The organism is Salmonella sp. 3C (assembly GCF_025426275.1).
GTDB lineage: Bacteria > Pseudomonadota > Gammaproteobacteria > Enterobacterales > Enterobacteriaceae > Salmonella > Salmonella enterica.
This window is the reverse complement of the sequence record NZ_CP104858.1, coordinates 3,345,183-3,361,882: the sequence shown is the minus strand read 5'-3', so window position 1 is coordinate 3,361,882 and position 16,700 is coordinate 3,345,183. Positions and strand designations below refer to the sequence as shown.

Below are 16,700 nucleotides of genomic sequence, written 5' to 3'. Positions count from 1 at the left end.
TTCTTACTGCTTTTGTTTCTGTTTAATCAAATAATTTCCTCTTAAAATCTGTCTGTGTATAATGCTACTTATATAAATGAAACTCATCCAATGCTAATAAGGTTGCAGCTTATGCAATATCGGCATCACCTCGAACTAACATGGCTCGAAGACTGTCTGGCTCTAAAAGAAACGTTGAATTTCTCAAAAGCGTCTGCCTCAAGATATGTGACTCAACCCGCATTTAGTCGTCGGATACAATCTCTCGAAGAATGGGTGGGTACGCCCCTTTTTGAAAGAAGTAAACGGGGAGTCACCCTTACCAAGGCCGGAGAAGTATTTACAGACCAGCTTCCCGAACTGATCCACTCCTTGTACACATTGAAAAGTGATACCCTTGAGGCTGCAGGTAATAAACAACCTAGTCTTGTTTTTTCAGCAACGCATGCTTTGTCTTTCTCTTTTGTACCGCACTTGTTAAAGCAAAGTGATAAAATTGCAAAATTTGGTTCATTTCGTCTTTTATCTGACTCATTGAATGCGTGCGAAAAAATGATGCGGCAGGGAGATTCACAATTTTTGCTGTGTCACCATCACCCACATATGCATCTAAATTTAAATAAAAATCACTTTATGAGCATTCGTCTTGGGTTTGATACATTAATTCCATTCAGTAAACCAGACTCAGAAACGTTAAAACCGTTGTGGAATATAAATAATAAGATTCAATTCCCTTACCTTTCTTTTTCATCACAATCAGGTCTGGGAAGAATAATAGCAAATACAGCGTCTATTAACAGAATTACCCATAATATAAATGTTGCCTTTGTGGCCGATCTGGCAGCAACACTATTGGCAATGGTCAGATCTGGCGATGGTGTTGCCTGGATACCTCAAAGCCTTGCCAGGCAAGATATAGAGGCTAAAACTATTGTTACTGCAGCGGAAAAAGAAAGCAATTTATGGGTACCCATAGAAATAAGACTTTATAGACCAGCCAAGAGAATGCCTCCAGATGCCGAAGAGCTATGGGAAATTTTTGTTGAAGAACAAATATAATTATTTAATTGTAAAATGTTCTTTAATATAATCCTCAATAAATTTAATTAACGCTCTGGTTGCATATGATAAATATTTATCTTTCTTCCAGGCCAAACCAATCGTAACATAAGTCGGCTCAGTCATGGCCTTGGTTATTACTTTTTCGGCTTTAAGATCGACAGCGTCCAAAATGAAAGAAATTCCTTCATTTTTAGCAACCAGATCTATGTTGGTTTGAACCCTGTTTGATGATAGAAAAATATGTGTATGAATTCCTCGCTTTGTACATTCTTCAATAATCGTTTTTCTATGCCAGGAATCTTTTTTCATTAGTATCAATGGCTCATATTGTAGATCTTCCCAATCGATACTATCCTTTTTTGCCAGGGGATGTTTATCTGACATACATACCACGTGCTGCTGAGTCATTAATGGTACCGTAACTAATTCTTTTGGACAGTCATTAATAATAACAATAGCAAGATCCAGCTCTCCAGCAGAAAGTTTATCATGTAAACCAAAAGTCCCCTCTTCAACAAGAGAGAGTTCCATCTCTGGATAAATCTCTCGGAAATGCTTGAAGAGCGGTGAAAAAAGAAACAAACTTATCATCGGTGGGATCCCCAAAGTTACTATGCCACCATTTTCATTACGATAATCTTTCATTTCCGCTACGCTATTTTTTAACGCAATAAGGATAGGTTCAATTTTTTGTAAGAAAAACATGCCCTCCTCAGTAAGGACAAGTTTATTTTTCTTTCTATCAAATAATGTCACCCCTAATTCAGTCTCTAACTTCTTAATAGCAATGGTGATATTAGGTTGAGAAACAAAATGCCGCTCAGCAACTCTGGTTAAGTTACCTAACAAAGAAGCGCTTACAAAATATTCTAATTGTCTAATTTCCATCTATTTTCCACTACTATAAATAAAATTTATCATTTAATAAAAATAACATATTTCCTTCCTACAATGAATACGAATATCATGAAAATGTGATCAATGGATAAAACAATGCAACATAGCACTGGAGGGAGTATGAGTCGTATATTAAATACAGAAATTATCATTTCGGTTATCGAAAAACTTGTAAAAAAAGCTTGTTATGAACTGGATGATAATCTCATGTGTTCTTTTCGTAAAGCATATGATAAAGAAGAGTCAAAGATCGGCAAGGAAACCATTAAGATATTAATTGATAATGGAGAGTATGCAAAAAAAGAACAACTTGCATGCTGCCATGATACCGGCACTTGTATCGTTATAATGGAAATTGGACAACATGTATGCTGGGAAGGTAAGCCGCTTAAAGATCAGGTGAACCAGGGTGTTCGCCAGGGCTATGAAAATGGATACTTAAGAAAATCCATGGTTGCAGATCCATTAGAACGTATTAATACTAATGATAATACTCCTGCAATTTTACATACTGAAATTGTTGATGGTGACCGAGTGACAATTACCGTTATGCCAAAGGGCGGCGGTAGCGAAAATATGGGAACTTTTAAAACATTGCTTCCCGGCGATGGTATTGATGGTATAAAAGATTTTGTTCTGGAAACTGTCCGTCGTGTAGGAGGCAATCCATGCCCTCCTTATATTATTGGTATCGGCGTTGGCGGTACAATGGATCACTGTTCGTGGATGGCTAAGAAAGCATTATTACGCCCTCTTGGTGAGTTCAATGCTAAACCACTTTATGCCCAGCTCGAAGCTGAATTATTAGAGGCCGTGAATAATACAGGGATCGGCCCTTTAGGTATGGGCGGGCGTATTACGGCGTTAGGCGTGCATGTCGATTACTATCCTTGCCATATCACTGCACTGCCAGTCGCAATCAATTTCCAATGTAATGCAAGCCGCCACGCTAGTGAAATCATTTAATACCTGGAGAAGCTATGATGGAATTAACATTACCATTGACTAAAGAGAAAGCGAAAACTCTTAAGGTCGGCGATATATTATTTCTCACTGGATTTGCTTACACCTGCCGTGACGCCGCGCATAAAAAAATCGAAGTAGCGCTTAGTAACGGAGAAAAATCACCGGTCGATTTTCAAAACCAAACGATTTACTATGCTGGCCCCTGCCCTGCCAGACCTGGTTTACCTATTGGCTCCAACGGTCCTACAACGGCCGCGCGTATGGACCCATTTGTAGAAATGATGTTTCAACAAGGGGCAACTGCGTTTCTTGGCAAAGGCGATCGTGCTGATTATGTCGCTGAGCTTTGTAAAAAATACGGTGGGGTTTCGCTACTCGGGATTGGAGGAGCGTCTGCAATTAATACAAAACATGTTAAATCAGTAGAAATTGTTGCCTACGAAGAATTAGGAACAGAATCCATTAAGAAGTTATATTTTGACCGCTATAGAGTCATTGTAGGAATTGATTCGGAAGGAAATACTCTCCAGAAGCAGGAAGTACCCAAGTACGCCAAATAATAATACATTAATATTGGCAATATCGGTCCGGTAGGCTGTTACCGGACCGATATGTTTTCTATCCTGCACTTCACCACAGGATAGAAACTAAACTTAGCCGCGACGGGCTTTTACCGCTGCCGACAACTGACGAAGCAGCGCATCGGTATCTTCCCAGCCAATACAGGCGTCAGTAATGCTTTTACCGTAGGTCAGCGGCTGACCGCTTTCCAGACTCTGGTTTCCTTCTACCAGATGACTCTCTACCATCACGCCAATAATCGCTTTTTCACCGCCCGCTATCTGCTGACAGACATCGGCGCAAACCTCCATCTGCTTTTGAAATTGCTTACAGGAGTTGGCATGGCTGAAATCGATCATGACCTGCGGCGTCAGTCCCGCTTTGATGAGGCCTTCTTTCACCTCAGCAACATGTTGCGCGCTATAGTTTGGCGCTTTACCTCCGCGCAGAATGATATGGCAGTCGCCGTTGCCGCTGGTATTCACAATCGCCGAATGACCCCATTTAGTGACGGAGAGGAAGCAATGCGGCGCGCCGGCGGCGTTGATGGCGTCAATGGCAACTTTAATCGTGCCATCAGTACCATTTTTAAAACCGACCGGACAAGAGAGGCCAGACGCCAGTTCGCGATGAACCTGGGATTCAGTAGTCCGCGCGCCAATGGCGCCCCAGCTCATCAGATCGGCCAGATATTGCGGCGTGATCATATCGAGGAATTCGCCGGCGGCAGGCAGGCCGCTGTCGTTAATATCCAGCAGCAGTTTGCGCGCAATACGCAGACCGTCGTTAATCTGGAAGCTGTTATCCATGTGCGGATCGTTAATCAGCCCTTTCCAGCCGACGGTGGTACGCGGTTTCTCAAAATAGACGCGCATGACAATTTCAAGCTCGCCTTGAAGCTCATCACGTAGCGCCAGCAAACGGGCGGCATACTCTTTCGCCGCTGCCGGATCATGAATTGAACAAGGACCGATCACCACCAGCAGACGATCGTCATTGCCTTTGAGAATTTTATGGATGGCTTTGCGCGCGTGAGCAACGGTATTTGCTGCATTTTCCGTGGCGGGAAACTTTTCCAGCAGCGCGACCGGAGGTAATAACTCGTTGATTTCTTTAATGCGTAAATCGTCGTTCTGATAATTCATGTTTATTCCAGTGTTGCCGTACTTATCCCAATGAATGCAATCCCTCCAATCTATCTCTTCAATTAAATAGTGTAAACGGGCTTTTACACTTTGAACGGAATAATCCTGGAATTCAGGAAAAAACGCACAAATGTAGCGAAAAATGGGATCTAACCTACACTTTTTAACTGTAACCACTCTGTTTATGAATTATTGCAAGATTCTCTGCTGCGTTAACCCGCGGCGGCGAACGTTTTTTATCCCTTATTTGAGGATTTGACTGACACGTGCACTGTTGGAAGAGGTTATCCGACATATCCACCATAACAGGAGCATCTTATGAAAATGACAAAACTGACTACGCTTTTACTCACCGCTACCCTCGGCCTTGCCAGCGGCACAGCGTTAGCTGCTGAATCTAACGCGCAATCCAGTAATGGCCAGGCGAACTCGGCGGCAAATGCCGGTCAGGTTGCCCCGGACGCCCGCCAGAATGTGGCGCCGAATGATGTGAATAACAACGACATCAATACCAACGGCAATACTAACAGCACGATGCAGCATCCAGACGGTTCAACCATGAATCATGACGGAATGACCAAGGATGAAGAGCATAAAAATACCATGTGTAAAGACGGTCGCTGCCCGGATATTAATAAAAAAGTGGAAACCGGTAATGGCGTCAATAATGACGTGAATACCAAAACCGACGGTACCACACAGTAATGCAGAAAAAAGTCTGATAACGGGAGAGCTTTCGCTCTCCTTTTTATTTTGTCAGCGAAAAATCAGTATGATGTCTACAGTATTGATGAGAATAACAAAGGAATGACGTTATGGCGCACTCACACTCTCATGCCGATTCACACCTGCCGAAAGATAATAATGCTCGTCGCCTGCTTTTCGCCTTTATCGTCACTGCCGGATTTATGCTCCTTGAGGTGGTGGGCGGGATACTCTCCGGCTCTCTGGCGTTGTTGGCGGATGCGGGACATATGCTCACCGACGCGGCGGCCCTTCTTTTTGCGCTGCTGGCGGTTCAATTTTCCCGTCGTCCCCCGACTGTTCGCCACACTTTTGGCTGGCTAAGACTCACCACACTGGCGGCTTTTGTGAATGCCATTGCGTTGGTGGTCATTACCCTTCTCATTGTCTGGGAAGCGATAGAGCGCTTTTACACGCCACGTCCGGTGGCGGGCAATCTGATGATGGTAATTGCGGTTGCGGGTCTGCTGGCGAACCTGTTTGCGTTCTGGATACTCCATCGGGGAAGCGATGAAAAAAACCTGAACGTGCGCGCTGCCGCGCTACATGTGATGGGCGATTTGCTGGGTTCCGTCGGCGCAATAGTCGCCGCGTTGATCATTATCTGGACGGGCTGGACGCCAGCGGACCCGATTCTCTCTATTCTGGTTTCGGTACTGGTACTACGCAGCGCCTGGCGTTTGTTAAAAGATAGCGTCAACGAATTGCTGGAAGGCGCGCCGGTTTCACTGGATATTAATGCCTTACAGCGCCATTTAAGCCGGGAAATCCCCGAAGTCCGCAACGTACACCATGTGCATGTCTGGATGGTCGGCGAAAAACCGGTCATGACATTGCACGCTCAGGTCATTCCGCCACACGACCATGATGCGCTGCTGGAACGTATCCAGGATTTCCTGATGCACGAATACCATATTGCGCACGCTACGATTCAGATGGAGTATCAAGTGTGTCACGGCCCGGACTGTCATCTGAATCAGACGCCATCCGGGCATGTTCATCACCATTAACGGGAAAGCGCGCGCGATCCTCGCTCCCGCGCGCTGTTTATCCACAGGCGACTACCGTTCACGGCGATAAATGTCAGGATCAGATATTCCAGCGACATCGCATAGACGCCCTGCAAAGCAAAAATCACCACACTGATTACGTTGATTATCACCCACAGGAGCCAGTTTTCGACATATTTGCGTGTCATCAAAATCATCGCCACGATAGACAGCACCATCATGCAAGAGTCCCAGAACGGGAAAGCGTCCGGTTGCAGTACAGGCATTGTCACCTGTAACCCCAGCATCTGCATAATGGCGACGGCCACGCGCGTCAGGACGGCGAATACGGGATCGATATATCGCGTCATCAAACCGATAGCTATCACACATATCGCCAGCCATGCCATTGCTTTTGGCAACGGCAGCCAGCGGATTTTAAGCTCGGCTTCATTATCCTTTGTTTGCCGCGACCACGCATACCAGCCATAAATATTGGCGGCAAAGAAAAAGAGTTGCAGCAACAGGCTGGCATAAAGCTGGATCTGAAAGAAAATAATCGCAAACAGGGTGACGTTAACCAGTCCAAAAAAGTAGTTGCTGATCTTCTCCAGACTGGCAAGCCAAATACAGAGCAGGCCGGCGATGGTTCCTACCGCTTCGATCCACGAGAGATCGTACCCGCCAGCGCCAATCGGAATATGAATCAGTATGTTGTGCGTACTAAAAAAATCCATTCTCTCCCCCAAAGATTTCCGTCTTTACGCCCGAAGTGTAGCCGCAAAATCCAGCATCCGGTTGAGCGGCAGTAATGCGCCCTCGCGTAGCGCCGCATCAACCTGTATTTCATGCGCCGCGCCTCCCTGCTCCAGCCCTTCAGCAATGGCTTTCAGGCCATTCATCGCCATCCACGGACAGTGCGCGCAGCTACGGCAGGTCGCCCCCTCGCCAGCCGTGGGCGCTTCAAGCAGTTCTTTTTCAGGCACCGCCTGCTGCATTTTGTAGAAGATGCCGCGATCGGTCGCCACGATAAGCTGTCTGTGCGGCAGCGTTTTTGCCGCCTTAATAAGCTGACTGGTGGAGCCCACCGCATCGGCCATCTCGACAATGGACTGCGGCGATTCAGGGTGAACCAGAAGAGCGGCATAGGGATAGATTTTTTTTAAACGGGTCAACGCCTGGGTTTTAAACTCGTCATGCACGATACACGCCCCTTGCCAACACAGTACATCGGCCCCGGTCTGTTTTTGCACGTAATTCCCCAGGTGTCTGTCCGGCGCCCAGATAATTTTTTCCCCCAAACTATCCAGATGCTCAATCAGTTCTACGGCGATACTGGAGGTCACAACCCAGTCCGCACGCGCTTTAACAGCAGCCGAGATGTTAGCATAGACCACTACGGTTCTGTCAGGGTGCGCATCACAAAAAGCGCTAAATTCGTCTATTGGGCAGCCTAAATCCAGCGAACATTCCACCGCCAGCGTAGGCATAAGAATGTTTTTTTCCGGGCTGAGGATTTTGGCGGTTTCCCCCATAAACCGTACGCCCGCTACCAGTAACGTGGATGCGGCGTGCTTCGCGCCGAAACGGGCCATTTCCAGCGAGTCGGAAATACAGCCGCCGGTTTCTTCTGCTAACTGTTGAATTTCCGGATCGGTGTAGTAGTGCGCCACCATGACGGCATTGCGCTCTTTGAGCAAACGCTTGATTTTCTCACGATAAAATTGCTTTTCATCGTCGTTCAACGGCGTTGGTTTCGGCGGGAACGGGTAGATTGCGGCTTGTGGGTCAAACATTACGCTCATCGTGGTTTCTCGTTTTACTGACTTAACGAAATAACCGAATGAAAGCGTAACAAACGCCACAATCGGTTAATTTGTTTTATATGCTAAACAAGATAGCTGATTCAATAAGGAAAGTCACAATAATTACGTAGCCCCATATCTGATGGCGGCGTAACGTCTTATCTGGCCTACGTGAGCGGTGCCGTCTGTAGGCCTGATAAGCGCAGCGCATCAGGCAAGACCCAAACCTGCGGCAGGTTCGAATCTTCCATATTGCAGATAGCAAAAAGGCGCCGCCAGCGCCCTCTTTTACATTGGTGGGTCGTGCAGGATGACTCGCTTCGCTCGCCCTTCGGGCCGTCGCCGCAAGCGGCTCCGTTGTCTCACTGCGTGAGTCCCGAACCTGCGGCAGGTTCGAATCTTCCATATCGCAGATAGCAAAAAAGCGCCTTTAGGGCGCTTTTTTACATTGGTGGGTCGTGCAGGATGACTCGCTTTGCTCGCCCTTCGGGCCGTCGCCGCAAGCGGCTCCGTTGTCTCACTACGTGAGACCCGGACCTGCGGCAGGTTCGAATCTTCCATATCGCAGATAGCAAAAAAGCGCCTTTAGGGCGCTTTTTTACATTGGTGGGTCGTGCAGGATTCGAACCTGCGACCAATTGATTAAAAGTCAACTGCTCTACCAACTGAGCTAACGACCCATACAGGTGCTGCCTGAAAGATTTTACTCGGACCATCTAAAGATGGTGGGTCGTGCAGGATGACTCGGCTTCGCCTCGCCCTACAGGTTGCTGACGCAACGTTATCCTTCACGTTCAACATCTGAGTTTGATGTTAAATTGGTGGGTCGTGCAGGATTCGAACCTGCGACCAATTGATTAAAAGTCAACTGCTCTACCAACTGAGCTAACGACCCAAGTGGTGGGTGATGACGGGATCGAACCGCCGCCCCCCTCCTTGTAAGGGAGGTGCTCTCCCAGCTGAGCTAATCACCCGATACTACGCTGGATATTACTGACTAACCGAAGTTAGTGGTGGGTCGTGCAGGATTCGAACCTGCGACCAATTGATTAAAAGTCAACTGCTCTACCAACTGAGCTAACGACCCACTTTTGCGTTGCTTTCGAGTTGTTTAATATCCCGTGGCAACGGCGGCATATATTACTGATTTCAGATTTGAGCGCAACAAAAATTTCGACGCAGAGGGCTCAACTGCTTAGGAATCGCACGACGCGACCAGAAAAAAGGCGTTTTCTGGTCGCATGGTACGCATTACATCGCGTTAAGACGCTTCTGCGCCTGTTTCGCGCCATCAGTGCCAGGATATTTGTTAATCACCTGCTGATAAACCGCTTTCGCTTTTGCCGTATCACCTTTGTCCTGCATGATAACGCCAACTTTGTACATCGCGTCCGCAGCCTTCGGCGACTTAGGATAGTTTTTTACTACCGAGGCGAAATAATAGGCGGCGTCATCTTTTTTACCCTTGTTGTAATTCAACTGGCCCAGCCAATAATTGGCGTTCGGCTGATAAGTAGAATCAGGGTATTTCTTGATGAAGTTCTGAAACGCCACAATCGCATCATCCTGGCGAGACTTATCCTGCACCAGCGCAATTGCCGCATTGTAATCGGTATTCGCATCGCCACTTTGTACCGGCGCCCCTGAGGTTGCCGTACCGGCATCCGGGGCGGGGGTCGCAGTGGTTGCCGTCCCGCTCTGGTCACCAGCTGCTGGCTGCGCTGCGCCGCCATTATTCAAGCTCCCCAGCTGCAGCATAATTTGCTTCTGGCGCTCCATCACCTGATTCAGTTGATACTGATTTTCCTGGATTTGGCCGCGCAAAGAATCGATATCGGACTGATTATCGGAGAGCTGCTGCTGAAGTTGGGTTAAAAGCTGGCTGTGAGCGTTAGAGATACGCTCAAGTTGAGTGACGCGGTCTTCGACCGAGCCTGAGCCGACACTACTGATTGGCGCCTGAGCAAAAGCGGCCCAGGGGGCCGCTATGCCAACCAGTAACGACAGACTCAACAGGTGATGTCTGAAGTTACTGCTCATGCAATTCTCTTAGTAAACCAGTACAGCGCGACGGTTCTTAGCGTAAGCCGCTTCGTCGTGGCCCAGTACGGCAGGTTTTTCTTTACCGTAAGAAACGATGGAGATCTGGTCAGCGGAAACGCCTTTACCCTGCAGGTACATTTTAACGGCGTTAGCACGACGTTCGCCCAGGGAGATGTTGTACTCCGGAGTACCGCGTTCGTCCGCGTGACCTTCTACGGTGACTTTGTAAGACGGGTTGCTACGCAGGAAGTTAGCGTGCGCATCCAGCATTGCCGCGAAGTCAGAACGGATATCGTACTTGTCGAGATCGAAGTAAACGATGTTGTTCTGCTGCAGCTGCTGCATCTGCAGACGCGCTTGCTCTTCAGATGACATGTTGCCGTTGCCGTTAGCGTCCATACCAGTGCCGGCGCCGTTCAGCATGCCGCCTTCGCTACCGTCATTGCTGGCGTTCTTGTTGGAAGAACATGCCGCGATTGCCATAACAGGCAGGGCAATCATCAGGCCCTTCAGCACTTTGTTCAGTTGCATTTCTTTAATTCCTTTAGTAATCAATTAATTATTATCACAGATACGGCGACCAGGCAGGCGATTTCACCTGACCATCAGTTGCCGGAAGACGCGCTTTGAAACGCCCATCTGTAGAAACCAAATTCAGCACAGATCCCATCCCCTGAGAAGAGCTGTAGATTACCATCGTGCCGTTAGGTGCCAGACTTGGCGTTTCATCCAGGAACGTTGACGACAGAACCTGTACGCCACCCGTCACCAGATCTTGTTTGGCAATGTGCTGCTGCCCGTTATTTGAGCTTACCATTACCATAAATTTACCGTCGCTGCTGACATCCGCATCCTGGTTTTGCGAACCTTCCCAGGTAATACGCTGCGCCGCACCGCCGTTAATGTTCATTTTATACACTTGCGGACGTCCAGCCTGGTCAGAGGTAAAGGCCAGAGTCTGGCTGTCCGGGAACCAGGTCGGCTCCGTATTGTTGCTACGCCCGTCCGTTATCTGACGAATCTGGCCGGAAGCAAGATCCATAACGTACAGGTTCAGACTTCCGGTTTTCGATAACGCGAACGCCAGTTTCGTCCCATCCGGCGAGAAGGCCGGCGCGCCGTTGTGACGCGGGAAGGACGCAACCTGACGCACTGCGCCGTTTGCCAGCGTCTGGATAACCAGCGCGGAGCGACCGCTTTCAAATGTCACGTAAGCCAGTTTTGAGCCGTCCGGAGACCACGCCGGAGACATCAACGGCTGCGGAGAACGGTGCACCACAAACTGATTGTAACCATCGTAATCCGACACACGCAGTTCATACGGGAACTGACCGCCATTAGTCTGTACCACATAGGCGATACGAGTACGGAACGCGCCCTTAATGCCCGTCAGTTTTTCAAAGACTTCGTCACTGGCGGTATGACCTGCATAACGCAGCCACTGCTTGTTCACTTTATAAGAATTTTGCGCCAGTACAGTCCCCGGCGCGCCGCCAGTGTCAACCAGCTGATAAGCAACATTGTAGGAACCGTCCGGATTCGGCGTTACCTGCCCAACGACGACGGCATCAATACCCAGCGCAGACCATGCGGTAGGCTGAACTTCCTGAGCGGTGGCTGGCTGCTGCGGCAGTCGGGACCGGTCTAACGGATTAAATTTACCGCTATTACGTAAATCTGCCGCCACGATGCCGCCGATATCTTCAGGCGCAGCGCCCGGCCCGGCCCATTTAAAAGGCACAACGCCAATCGGTCGCGCCGAGTCCACCCCCTGGGTGATCTCGATACGGACTTCTGCGTGCAGCACCGCCGCCCACAGCATCAGAAAACCAAATGCTACTCGTAATGCCTGCTTCATCATATCTCCCATACCTGGGCCTGCGACCCACGATAATTTAGCAGAATGTTAACAAACTCAAATACACAAAACCACCAGGACCAGTAACAACTCAACCGCTCCAACTTCCATAAAGAAAAGTATCTACAGTTTAAAGTCTAGTTTGGCATCCTTTATTTTCTCATAAACAGCCTGGCTTGGCGGTTTAGGAATTTTCGCGGTTTTTGCCGCCATTAACGCCGCCTGACAAAGCGCCGGATCGCCGCCCTCAGACGTAATGCTTTTTAATGAGCCATCCGGCGCCAGGCTAATATGCAAGACACATTGTTTGCCCTGATACAGGCTCGCATCATACAGACGGCTCTGAATGGCGACCTGAATCTGTTTCGCGTAGGCGCTGATATCAGCGCCTGTCGCCCCACCGTTAGCGCCCGATGTACCGCTATCTTTCGATGGCTGACCATTCCCTTTCGCGCCGCCGCCGGTTTTCGGCGCATTCTTACCCGAGCTGAGATCGCCAAGCAGATCGTCGACGCCTTCTGCGGCGGCCGCTTTTTCGGCAGCCGCTTTCTTCTTAGCGTCCGCCGCTGCTTTCGCCGCCGCGGCATCCGCTTTCTTCTTCGCCTCCGCCGCCGCTTTCGCCGCTTCGGCTTCCGCTTTCTTCTTCGCCTCCGCCGCCGCTTTCGCCGCTTCGGCTTCCGCTTTCTTCTTCGCGTCCGCTGCCGCTTTTACCGCCTCGGCTTCCGCTTTCTTCTTCGCGTCCGCCGCCGCTTTCGCCGCCTCGGCCTCCGCTTTCTTCTTCGCGTCCGCCGCCGCTTTCGCCGCTTCGGCCTCCGCTTTTTTCTTCGCGTCCGCCGCCGCTTTCGCCGCTTCTTCGGCCTGTTGCTGCTGCTGTTGCGCCAGTTTTGCCGCTTCTTCAGCCTGCTTTTGCTGCTCCTGAGCCGCTAAACGTTCTTTCTCAAGTTGTTTCAACCGCTCCTGTTCGGCAGCCTGCTTCTGCTGCAGCTCCTCTGCTTGCTGCTGTTGCAGCTTTTTACGCTCTTCTTCCGCGCGTCTGGCGCTGGCCTGTTGATCCTGCTGACGGTTGTACTGCTGCACAACGGCGCCAGGATCGACCATCACCGCGTCGATAGCGGAACCACCGCCGCCGCCGGCAGAAGCCTCTATATGCTCATCAAACGAACTCCAGATCAGCACTGCAAATAAGATGATATGCAGCACGGCTGAAATAATTATCGCCCGTTTGAGCTTGTCGTTTTGTTCGGTTGCCTTTGACACTCTCGGTTCCCAAAAAACTGTTCGCCTGTTACTCGCCGTCTTTCAAGCCAACGGGACGCAGACTTCAGATTGGCTGCGTCATTAAGCCAACCGATTTTACGCCCGCGCTGTGTAACAAGTTCAGCGCTTTAATTATTTCATCGTACGGCACCTCTTTCGCGCCGCCGATTAAAAAGACTGTTTTCGGATTAGCCTGCAGATGACGCTTTACTTCTGCGATCACCTGTTCAGACGGCAGTTGATCCATTCGATCTTTATCAACCACTACGCTGTATTGCCCTACTCCGGAAACCTCAATAATGACCGGTGGATCGTCGTTACTACTGACCGCCTGCGACTGATTCGCCTCCGGCAAGTCGACCTCCACGCTCTGGGTAATGATCGGCGCGGTTGCCATAAAGATCAGCAGCAACACCAACAGTACGTCGAGTAGCGGTACAATATTGATTTCGGACTTAAGTTCGCGACGACCTCGTCCACGCGTTCTGGCCATGGCTTACCCCTTGTTGCTTTCGCTTACGGTAAACGCCTGGCGGTGCAGAATCGCGGTGAACTCTTCCATAAAGTTGTCGTAATTCAGTTCCAGCTTGTTCACGCGCTGATTCAGTCGGTTGTAAGCCATAACCGCAGGGATGGCGGCAAACAGACCAATCGCCGTGGCAATCAATGCTTCGGCAATACCCGGCGCAACCATTTGCAGAGTCGCCTGTTTCACCGCGCCCAGGGCGATAAACGCATGCATAATCCCCCATACGGTGCCAAACAGACCGATATAAGGACTGATTGAGCCTACCGTGCCAAGAAACGGGATATGCGTTTCCAGCGTTTCCAGCTCTCGGTTCATGGAGATGCGCATCGCACGCGACGCCCCCTCTACCACTGCCTCCGGCGCATGGCTGTTGGCGCGATGGAGCCGGACAAACTCTTTGAACCCGCTATAAAAGATTTGTTCCGAGCCCGACAGACTATCGCGCCTCCCCTGGCTTTCCTGGTACAGACGCGATAGTTCGATTCCGGACCAGAATTTATCTTCAAACGCTTCCGCCTCACGCGCAGCGGCGTTCAGAATACGCGTTCGCTGGATAATGATGGCCCAGGATGCTATTGAAAAACCAATCAAAATCAACATGATAAGTTTAACCAGAAGGCTTGCCTTCAGGAACAAATCAAGGATATTCATGTCAGTCACTGCTTAAACTCCGCGACAATAGACTTAGGAAGCGCACGAGGCTTCATTTTGAGTGGATCAACGCAAACAATCAGAACCTCTGCTTCATTTAGCAGCGTGTTCTCTGCGTTGACAATGCGTTGCGTGAAAACCAAAGCGGTGCCACGCATTGACGTAATTTCTGTTTGAACTTCAAGCATATCGTCGAGCCGCGCAGGCGCATAGTATTCCAGCGTCATCTTGCGCACCACAAAGGCGACCCGCTCCGCCAGCAGCACCTGTTGGCTGAAGTGATGGTGACGCAGCATCTCCGTGCGCGCTCTTTCATAAAAAGCGACATAGCTGGCGTGATAAACCACACCGCCGGCGTCCGTGTCTTCGTAATAAACTCGAATTGGCCATCGAAACATATACTTATTCATCCCTGCAGCCTCTTTATTGGCGTCATCCGCTTGCCGCCGTAATGCCTCAAGAATGCCGTTGTATATCGCCTTGTATTCACTTTACATCCCGGTAATGCAACAAAAGTAGAGCTTTTAAACGTTGCTACTATACGCGTGGGAATGAGGCTTGGGAATGGGGGGAAGTTAAGGGAGAGTAAAAATATATGGGCTTATGCAAGCCCCTATATTTTTAAGGAGGTTTCTTATTCACAAGAAGAAGAAAATCAGGCCGACGATAAGGACGATATCCGCAAGGAGCGGACAAAAAATCCCTTGCCAGTGTACGGATTCAGGGCGAAAACCCACGCCGTGGATTATGCCTGCGCAAACCGCCCACATCAGCAATAATCCGTGCCAGATTTCAAGCGTGCTGGTCCTGGCGGCAAACCGTGACGGGTCCCAGAACATACATCCTGCCAGCACTATCGCCATCACGAAGGAAAGCGCCCTTAACGGGCGCTTGTCCATTACCGCATACAGTTTTGCGATAATATGGGTCATTAGCTTTCTTCTTGACCGGTTTTACCCGCTTCAACGTGCTCAAGCGCCAGGGCGGTAATGATCCCGAATGCACAGGCAAGAAGCGTTCCCAGAATCCATGCGAAATACCACATTTTAAGCTCCTTACTTAGTACAGAGAGTGGGTGTTGCTTTCAATATGTTCTTTAGTGATACGACCGAACATTTTCCAGTAACACCAGCTGGTGTAGATCAGAATGATCGGTACGAACACCGCCGCAACCCAGGTCATCAGGTTCAGCGTCATCTGGCTGGATGTCGCATCCCACATGGTCAGGCTGGCATTCATCATCGTGCTGGACGGCATCACAAATGGGAACATAGCGATACCCGCCGTCAGAATAATGCAGGCCAGGGTCAGCGAAGAGAACAGGAATGCCCACGCGCCTTTCTCCATACGGGAAGTCAGGATAGTCAGCAGCGGCAGAACCACGCCCAGAGCCGGAACCAACCACAGGATCGGAGCATTATTAAAGTTCACCAGCCAGGCGCCAGCTTCACGCGCCACTTCTTTAGTCAGCGGGTTAGAGGCGGCATGATGGTCAATCGCGGATGTCACGACATAACCATCAATACCATACATTACCCAAACGCCCGCCAGCGCAAAGCACACTAATGTCACCAGCGCCGCAATCTGCGAGGTGGCGCGCGCGCGCAGGTGCAGTTCGCCAACGGTGCGCATTTGCAGGTAAGTCGCCCCCTGCGTGATGATCATCCCTACGCTTACGATACCCGCCAGCAGACCAAACGGGTTCAGCAACTGGAAGAAGTTACCGGTGTAGTACAGACGCAGATACTCATCCACGTGGAACGGTACGCCCTGCAACAGGTTGCCAAAGGCCACGCCAATCACCAGCGGCGGCACAAAGCTACCGATGAACACGCCCCAGTCCCACATGTTGCGCCAGCGCGGGTCCTCAATCTTGGAACGGTAATCAAAACCGACCGGACGGAAGAACAAAGACGCCAGCACCAGGATCATCGCTACATAGAAACCGGAGAACGCCGCGGCGTAAACCATCGGCCAGGCAGCAAACAACGCACCGCCCGCGGTGATCAACCACACCTGGTTACCGTCCCAGTGTGGGGCGATAGAGTTAATCATAATTCGACGTTCGGTGTCGTTACGACCGAGGAAACGGGTGAGCATCCCCACCCCCATGTCGAACCCATCGGTGACGGCGAAACCAATTAGCAAAATGCCAACCAGCAGCCACCAGATAAAACGTAGTACTTCATAATCGATCATTTGACGACTCCTGTC

19 protein-coding genes, 4 tRNA genes and 2 other RNA genes are annotated in these 16,700 nt (G+C 49.7%); 5 read left to right on the top strand and 20 right to left on the bottom strand.

The genetic code is table 11. The features are described 5' to 3' along the window. Positions 1-54: 54 nt before the first annotated feature. Complete coding sequence (locus N7E69_RS16030) at positions 55-1,038, top strand: LysR family transcriptional regulator (RefSeq protein WP_000282117.1); 984 nt, start codon at positions 55-57, stop codon at positions 1,036-1,038. Here the strand turns inward: N7E69_RS16030 and N7E69_RS16025 are convergent, their stop codons facing one another. Then, entirely contained in the window at positions 1,039-1,929 is an 891-nt protein-coding gene (locus N7E69_RS16025; protein WP_000405927.1) for a LysR family transcriptional regulator, read from the bottom strand. A 129-nt stretch (positions 1,930-2,058) separates the two neighbouring features. On the opposite strand from N7E69_RS16025, the gene N7E69_RS16020 reads away from it, so the two are divergent. Then, a complete protein-coding gene (locus N7E69_RS16020) occupies positions 2,059-2,904 on the top strand; it encodes a fumarate hydratase (protein WP_000086834.1) in 846 nt (281 codons plus the stop codon). 14 nt (positions 2,905-2,918) lie between these two features. Then, complete coding sequence (locus tag N7E69_RS16015; protein WP_000970374.1) at positions 2,919-3,464, top strand: FumA C-terminus/TtdB family hydratase beta subunit; 546 nt, start codon at positions 2,919-2,921, stop codon at positions 3,462-3,464. A gap of 93 nt (positions 3,465-3,557) precedes the next feature. Here the strand turns inward: N7E69_RS16015 and aroG are convergent, their stop codons facing one another. Then, a complete protein-coding gene (aroG, locus tag N7E69_RS16010; RefSeq protein ID WP_001109233.1) occupies positions 3,558-4,610 on the bottom strand; it encodes a 3-deoxy-7-phosphoheptulonate synthase AroG in 1,053 nt (350 codons plus the stop codon). A gap of 318 nt (positions 4,611-4,928) precedes the next feature. Between aroG and N7E69_RS16005 the strand changes: the two genes are divergently transcribed. Further along, positions 4,929-5,315, top strand: coding sequence for a YbgS-like family protein (locus N7E69_RS16005; RefSeq protein ID WP_000784385.1), 387 nt, complete (start codon positions 4,929-4,931; stop codon positions 5,313-5,315). 110 nt (positions 5,316-5,425) lie between these two features. Beyond that, on the top strand, positions 5,426-6,364 hold the full coding sequence (zitB, locus tag N7E69_RS16000) for a CDF family zinc transporter ZitB (RefSeq protein ID WP_000951250.1): 939 nt from the start codon (positions 5,426-5,428) through the stop codon (positions 6,362-6,364). Here zitB and pnuC read toward each other — a convergent pair. The 18 genes from pnuC to cydB all read right to left on the bottom strand — a co-directional run bounded on the left by pnuC (position 6,361) and on the right by cydB (position 16,685). Then, entirely contained in the window at positions 6,361-7,080 is a 720-nt protein-coding gene (gene pnuC, locus N7E69_RS15995; protein ID WP_000345361.1) for a nicotinamide riboside transporter PnuC, read from the bottom strand. The genes zitB and pnuC overlap by 4 nt on opposite strands. 24 nt (positions 7,081-7,104) lie before the next feature. Beyond that, entirely contained in the window at positions 7,105-8,148 is a 1,044-nt protein-coding gene (gene nadA / locus N7E69_RS15990; RefSeq protein WP_000115339.1) for a quinolinate synthase NadA, read from the bottom strand. A gap of 294 nt (positions 8,149-8,442) precedes the next feature. Continuing rightward, a non-coding RNA gene (locus tag N7E69_RS15985) (RtT sRNA) lies at positions 8,443-8,568 on the bottom strand. 29 nt (positions 8,569-8,597) lie between these two features. Further along, positions 8,598-8,723, bottom strand: a non-coding RNA gene (locus tag N7E69_RS15980) — RtT sRNA. 29 nt (positions 8,724-8,752) lie between these two features. Beyond that, positions 8,753-8,828, bottom strand: a tRNA-Lys gene (locus tag N7E69_RS15975). 139 nt (positions 8,829-8,967) lie between these two features. Next, a tRNA-Lys gene (locus N7E69_RS15970) sits at positions 8,968-9,043 on the bottom strand. Positions 9,044-9,046: 3 nt separating this feature from the next. Further along, positions 9,047-9,122: transfer RNA gene (locus N7E69_RS15965), tRNA-Val, on the bottom strand. 37 nt (positions 9,123-9,159) lie between these two features. Next, positions 9,160-9,235: transfer RNA gene (locus tag N7E69_RS15960), tRNA-Lys, on the bottom strand. A 164-nt stretch (positions 9,236-9,399) separates the two neighbouring features. Then, entirely contained in the window at positions 9,400-10,188 is a 789-nt protein-coding gene (gene cpoB, locus N7E69_RS15955) for a cell division protein CpoB (protein ID WP_000097553.1), read from the bottom strand. Positions 10,189-10,197: 9 nt separating this feature from the next. Beyond that, the gene (gene pal / locus N7E69_RS15950; protein WP_001176621.1) at positions 10,198-10,722 is read right to left on the bottom strand and encodes a peptidoglycan-associated lipoprotein Pal; all 525 of its coding nucleotides are present in this window, start codon (positions 10,720-10,722) and stop codon (positions 10,198-10,200) included. Between the two features lie 34 nt (positions 10,723-10,756). Continuing rightward, positions 10,757-12,049 (bottom strand): Tol-Pal system beta propeller repeat protein TolB, encoded by a 1,293-nt coding sequence (gene tolB, locus N7E69_RS15945; protein WP_001562341.1) that lies wholly within the window; start codon positions 12,047-12,049, stop codon positions 10,757-10,759. Between the two features lie 123 nt (positions 12,050-12,172). Then, positions 12,173-13,306 carry a cell envelope integrity protein TolA gene (gene tolA / locus N7E69_RS15940; RefSeq protein WP_001713081.1) on the bottom strand — a complete coding sequence of 378 codons (1,134 nt, stop codon included), beginning with the start codon at positions 13,304-13,306 and terminating at the stop codon, positions 12,173-12,175. A 64-nt stretch (positions 13,307-13,370) separates the two neighbouring features. Beyond that, the gene (gene tolR, locus N7E69_RS15935; RefSeq protein ID WP_000124676.1) at positions 13,371-13,799 is read right to left on the bottom strand and encodes a colicin uptake protein TolR; all 429 of its coding nucleotides are present in this window, start codon (positions 13,797-13,799) and stop codon (positions 13,371-13,373) included. A gap of 3 nt (positions 13,800-13,802) precedes the next feature. Beyond that, positions 13,803-14,495 carry a Tol-Pal system protein TolQ gene (gene tolQ, locus N7E69_RS15930; protein ID WP_000131318.1) on the bottom strand — a complete coding sequence of 231 codons (693 nt, stop codon included), beginning with the start codon at positions 14,493-14,495 and terminating at the stop codon, positions 13,803-13,805. Further along, positions 14,492-14,896, bottom strand: coding sequence for a tol-pal system-associated acyl-CoA thioesterase (gene ybgC, locus N7E69_RS15925; protein ID WP_001046240.1), 405 nt, complete (start codon positions 14,894-14,896; stop codon positions 14,492-14,494). The genes tolQ and ybgC overlap by 4 nt, the downstream gene beginning before the upstream one ends. Before the next feature lie 228 nt (positions 14,897-15,124). Beyond that, entirely contained in the window at positions 15,125-15,418 is a 294-nt protein-coding gene (gene ybgE / locus N7E69_RS15920) for a cyd operon protein YbgE (RefSeq protein ID WP_000148790.1), read from the bottom strand. Beyond that, on the bottom strand, positions 15,418-15,531 hold the full coding sequence (cydX, locus tag N7E69_RS15915; RefSeq protein ID WP_000270278.1) for a cytochrome bd-I oxidase subunit CydX: 114 nt from the start codon (positions 15,529-15,531) through the stop codon (positions 15,418-15,420). Before cydX ends, ybgE begins: the two co-directional genes overlap by 1 nt. Before the next feature lie 14 nt (positions 15,532-15,545). Then, on the bottom strand, positions 15,546-16,685 hold the full coding sequence (gene cydB / locus N7E69_RS15910; RefSeq protein ID WP_000568258.1) for a cytochrome d ubiquinol oxidase subunit II: 1,140 nt from the start codon (positions 16,683-16,685) through the stop codon (positions 15,546-15,548). Positions 16,686-16,700: the final 15 nt, after the last annotated feature.